This is a genomic window from Cupriavidus sp. 01L46 (genome assembly GCF_056399905.1).
This window is the reverse complement of record NZ_JBFTSF010000389.1, coordinates 1-5112: the sequence shown is the minus strand read 5'-3', so window position 1 is coordinate 5112 and position 5112 is coordinate 1. Positions and strand designations below refer to the sequence as shown.

The following is a 5112-nucleotide window of genomic DNA, read 5'->3' as shown; positions in this document are numbered from 1 at the left end:
TCAAGTCGGCCGGCTGTTGCGCTTCGAGCAGGAAGGTCAGGTGACTGGAAAGCATCGCGCCCGAAAGTTAACACTTCGGCGCAGCGTTTACAACTTCCTCTGACGCTACATACAAAAATGCCGTTCAGCTCTTAACTGAACGGCATTAGTCCCTATTGGGGGATTTTCTCAGGGAAATACCGTTCGTGTTGCAAACAGCGCACGCTAGCCTATCCGTGCTGAGAGCATCATTGCTTATCCATCGTGACCTATTCCGCGCTATGCAAAACAAGCGCCCGGCAGCAGGATTGGATCCATCACTCGGGTCAAGGCAGCACCGCACGGCTATCTCTACGGCCGCGCTCAGTTGGACGTCAGGGTTGTTTTTGGGATYGCTGCGGCGAGAATCGGTGCCTGTGAGAGGACGCGGCGCCTTCGTTGCTTAAATTCTAATCAAATCCGCAGCGGCCGTCGGCTGTCTGCCCCCGCCCGGCTTGTCCACAGGCTTATCCCGTGGCGCGATGGACAAATCCCTGCCCTCGGGCGCCTCCTTCAGGCCGGCCCGGGCTTGAACTTGGTTTTCGTCGCTGGCACCCGGCGCCTGGGCGACACCAGGCGGCGCGTCGCTGTCGCTTCCACTTCGGCGCGCTCGGCCCGCCGAAGCGCCGCGTCGAGTTCGGCTCGCAGGCCTCGTTGTGCCGCCTCGCCATGGTCAAGCGCCTGTTCTGCCTCCCCCAGTTGTCGGCTGAGCGTTTCGCGCTCGGCCTGCAACCGCACCCGCTCCTCCGCGCCCGCGACGGCCGCGTCTTGCGCCCTCACCTGCACCGCGGCCATCTCGGCGCGCAACTCCGCCGCCACCAGCTCTGCCTTCTGCCGCAGCGTGCGCTCCTGATCAATCTCGCGCAGCGCGCGGCGCTCAGTGGCGCTGGCCCGCTCCTGCGCTACCGCGACCTGCTCGCGGGTGCGCTCCAGGTCCGTCGAGAACTGCGTATGCATTTCGCCCAACTGGCGCTCGATCCCCTCGATCTGGCGCTTGCCCTCCTCCTGACGCGCCTGCGCGGCTGCGTGGGCCTGGCGCTCGGCTTCCAGTTCCCCTTGTAGCGCCGCACGCGCCTGCCGGACGGCGTCGAGTTCAGCCTGCACGACGGTTTTCTCCTGCTCGGCCACCGCCAGAGCGGCCCGCGCCTGGTCGCGCCGCGCTTCGGCCTCGCTCGCTTGGTGTCGGGCCTCCACGCGCAGCGATGCCAGTTMGCCGGCGGCAGCCTCGTTGGCGGCTTGCCAGATCGACTGCACGGCATCGGCGGCGATCTGCTTGAGCGCGTCCGGCAACTCGGGGTGCGCGATGGTCACGCGCATCTTGTCGCGCATGTCGTGCCAGAACTGCGCCAGCACCTCGGTCGGCGTGCCCATGCTGCCCTTGCGCACCAGCCCGTAGAGCTTGTTGGCGGTGGGCGTGATGCMGTAACGGAAGAACAGCAATCCGCACACCTCTCGATAGAGAGCACGAGTTTCCGGGAAGCGTTCGCGCAGTTTGACGATGTCAGCCTGCAGGATTTGCTCGTTTGCCGTGGTTTCTGGGCTAGCGGTCATGAGTTTTGAAGAGAATCCAGCAATTTTTAAATATTACTACGTAATACGTAAAATAGCTTGAATAAGCAAACAGGCTTTAGACATAACTGTTGTTCTGTCTGTTGTTCTGTCTGTTGTTCTGTCTATAATTACGTCTAATTTGCGAACGCGCCTCACGCCTCACCCATGGAATCCAGCCAGCTGTCCCTCGCCACCCTGCCCGCCACCCCGATCGAGCGCTTGCGCTTGCCCGCCGAGCTATCCGGCGCCGCCGGCAGCAACCGGGCGCGCGGCGGCACCCCGCAGATCTCGGCCGCCGACGATCTGGCGGCGGTGACGGCCTGGCTGGCCCGCTACGCCGACACCCCCGCCACCCTGCAGACCTATCGGCGCGAGGTGGAGCGGCTGCTGCTATGGGCCGTGATGCAGCATGGCAAGCCGCTGTCGTCGCTGACCCATGAAGATCTGCTGGTGTACGAGCGCTTCCTGGCTGACCCGCAGCCAGCCTGGCGCTGGGTGATGGCGTCGCGCAAGAAACTGGCGCGTGGTGCGCCCGAGTGGCGGCCTTTTGCCGGGCCGCTCTCCCCAGTCAGTGCGCGGCACACTATGGTGATCCTCAATGGCTTGTTCGCCTGGCTGGTCGACGCGGGCTACCTGGCCKGCAATCCACTGTCGCTGGCGCGCAGCCGGCGCAGCCTGCCCAAGCCGCGCATTACCCGCTACCTGAGCCACGACATGTGGCAAGCGGTCAAGGACGCCACCGATGCCATGCCGGGTACGACCGAAAGTGCGACCGAGCGCGACCGCCTGCACGCGGCGCGATGCCGTTGGCTGCTGACCGTGCTGTATCTCGGCGGCTTGCGCGCAGCGGAAGTGGCCAGCACGCGCATGGGCGCGTTTTTCTGCCGGCGCGACAGCCGGGGCCTGGAGCGGTGGTGGATGGAGGTAACGGGCAAGGGCAACAAGACGCGGCTAGTGCCGGCCACCGATGAGCTGATGGCGGAGTTGGCGCGCTATCGCGAGGCCTACGGCCTGCCGCCGCTGCCATTGCCAGGTGAGGATCGCCCCATCGTGCTGCCGATCATTGGCAAAGAAAGACCCTTGTCACGCGGCGCGCTGCATCTGGTGCTCAAGGAGATCTTCGCGATGGCGGCCGAGCGCCTGCGCGCGCGCGGACCGGATTGGGAAAGCCGGGCCGAGGTACTGGCCGGCGCCTCGGCGCACTGGCTGCGCCATACGGCAGGTTCCCATATGACGGACCAGCAGGTGGACCTGCGCTTCGTGCGGGACAACTTCGGGCATGCGTCCATCGCCACGACCAGCGCATACCTGCATACGGAAGACGATGCGCGGCATGAGGCCACGCAGGAACGGCACCGTATTGGGTGGAAGCGTCAGTACTAGCAGCCCCCTTTCCCTGCCAGCGCTCATACCAGATTTGGATCAACTGTCGGCGATTCACCTGCCTCGATGAGTGCCATGTGCAGCGTTTTGTTGGCAAGCCCAGCGCTTCGTCCAGCCGAACGGATAAATGAGGCGAGCCGATCGCGCCAGGGCTAGCACGGCCAGCACAGCGCACTACGCGCTCAACGTTTGCACGTATCCCTGCACCGAATGCCGGAATGCCCTTGGCGTGAGGTTGAACTGCTCGCGAAATGCGGTGGCAAAGTTTGCCGCGCTGGAGAAGCCGACTTGCGCGGCAATGTCGACGATCTTCAACGAGGTCTCTGCCAGCAGGCGCTTCGACAGGAGCAGTCGGCTCTCTCGCAGGTATTCGAATACGGTCTTGCCCAGCTGCTCGCGGAAAACACGCGATAAGCGTTTTTCGTGGGTACCAAAGCGCCGTGCGAGCTCTGCCAGGTTCGGCGTGGCGGCAAGGCTATCGGTCAGATACTGGGCGACCGCCTGAACCAGTACCTGGTCCCCGCTGAGGGTTGAAGGCGACAGCACGACATCGTCCGCAGGGCGCCGCGCCGCCAGCGCGAGGTGAATCCTGATGCGCGCCGACACCTCCACCGGCTCGGACTGCCTAAGGATATAGTCCACTCCACCGTTCTGCAGACCGTACAGGCGTTCCTCGATGCTGTTGGCGTCGGTCAGAAAGATAACGGGGATGTCCCTGGTCCGTGGATTCGCCTTGAGCAGGCGGCAGGCGGAGAAGCCGTCGAGGCCAGGCAGCCGCACGTCCAGCAGGATCAGGCTGGGCGAAAGCGCTTGCGCCCGGTGATAGCCCTGCGCGCCATCGAATGCCACGCTGACGCGATACTGCTCGCTGCACAGCAGTTCGATCAATGGGCGCAGCTCGTCGGGCCGGCTGTTGACGATCAAAAGATGGGCGCGGGCAACACCGGTGCCGGCGGTCTTGCCCTCCGTGCCATTTTCACTATGCGAGACAGATCCATGCGACGTATAAGCGGTCATATTGAGCCATAGGCGGAAATACCAGCCGGGTCATCTCGGCCTCATGTGCGATCACACGATCCGGCGAGAGAGACGTTCCCACCACTACCTGTCCGCCGCCAGGAGCGTGACGCCCAGCCGATGGAAAGTACATTGCCTGCGCGGGCCACGCCGACGCATCGGGCGTCACTCCCTGCCCTCGCCACCGTGTTCCAGATGGACACTCCGGATAAGCCAATGGCACGCTTTCTCCCGCGAAAGTCCATCGCTGGATCGGGACGAGATGTTATCAGGGATATCAAACAAGACAAGCAGTCAGCCAAACAATATTGATAAATAAAAATTCCAATCCTGTCGAGATCCCAAAGTCCAAAGCACCTCTTCCAATCCATCCATCAACCAACATTGCCTTGCGCTTATGAATTGCTTTTCATAATTCGTAAATTCCAAAAAACCACATTAGACATACCTCCCTCATTTGGGTGAGGTTGACGCATTGACCGCATCTCCGTAAGCGTGTCACCCATACGCGTCCCAACTTGCGACCACGGGGCCTGGAAGCCATCGCTCCGAGTCGCTCCGCCATAGGAAATCGGCCATTGATCCCCTCGGACCGGGGGATATTTCTGGAAAAACGCTGTCACTCATATCCTGGCGCCACGAATCCCCCGCCGCATCGCCCCACGAAAGCACTCCGCTCAAGCAAGGCAACGTGCTATTTCTCCCTACTTTTTAGATTGTCAAAAAATGTAAGCAATTCGCCTATTCAAAGGTTTTTTCCTATCCAGCAAACACTTGCATTGAATTGGACTCCTAGAATCCGTCCCGAATTGCTTGCACGATGCAATACGTCAGCGCTAAATCCAGCTTTGCGTACCAGCCGGCAACCTAATAAAACATATATCTTGAGAGAACCAGCCGGCATGAGAGTGCTTTCGATTGTGGGAACTCGGCCCGAAGCCATTAAGATGGCGCCGCTCGTGCAAGCGCTGAATCGCGAGCCTGGCGTGCACAGCGTGCTGTGCGTCAGCGGCCAGCACCGGCAGATGCTGGATCAGGTGATGTCGCTGTTCGCGCTGCAGGCGGACTATGACCTCGATATCATGGCGCCAAACCAGACGCTGAACGGCCTTTTCGGCCTCCTGGTGGCACGCTTCGATCAGG

At 61.9% G+C, this 5112-nt stretch carries 4 protein-coding genes; 2 read left to right on the top strand and 2 right to left on the bottom strand.

All coding sequences use genetic code 11. The features are described from left to right. Window positions 1-531: 531 nt before the first annotated feature. A complete protein-coding gene (locus AC1DS3_RS35005; RefSeq protein WP_477128984.1) occupies window positions 532-1569 on the bottom strand; it encodes a DNA-binding protein in 1038 nt (345 codons plus the stop codon). Window positions 1570-1734: 165 nt separating this feature from the next. Between AC1DS3_RS35005 and AC1DS3_RS35000 the strand changes: the two genes are divergently transcribed. Continuing rightward, complete coding sequence (locus tag AC1DS3_RS35000; protein ID WP_477128983.1) at window positions 1735-2952, top strand: tyrosine-type recombinase/integrase; 1218 nt, start codon at window positions 1735-1737, stop codon at window positions 2950-2952. Between the two features lie 174 nt (window positions 2953-3126). Here the strand turns inward: AC1DS3_RS35000 and AC1DS3_RS34995 are convergent, their stop codons facing one another. Beyond that, entirely contained in the window at window positions 3127-3969 is an 843-nt protein-coding gene (locus AC1DS3_RS34995; protein WP_441634988.1) for a response regulator transcription factor, read from the bottom strand. A gap of 902 nt (window positions 3970-4871) precedes the next feature. On the opposite strand from AC1DS3_RS34995, the gene AC1DS3_RS34990 reads away from it, so the two are divergent. Next, window positions 4872-5112, top strand: a 241-nt coding sequence (locus tag AC1DS3_RS34990) for a UDP-N-acetylglucosamine 2-epimerase (RefSeq protein ID WP_477128985.1), incomplete at its 3' end; no start/stop codon positions are given.

Excerpts from the sequence above, each read along its gene's own strand:
- AC1DS3_RS34995 (WP_441634988.1), bottom strand. The coding sequence starts at position 3,969 with ATGACCGCTTATACGTCGCATGGATCTGTCTCGCATAGTGAAAATGGC.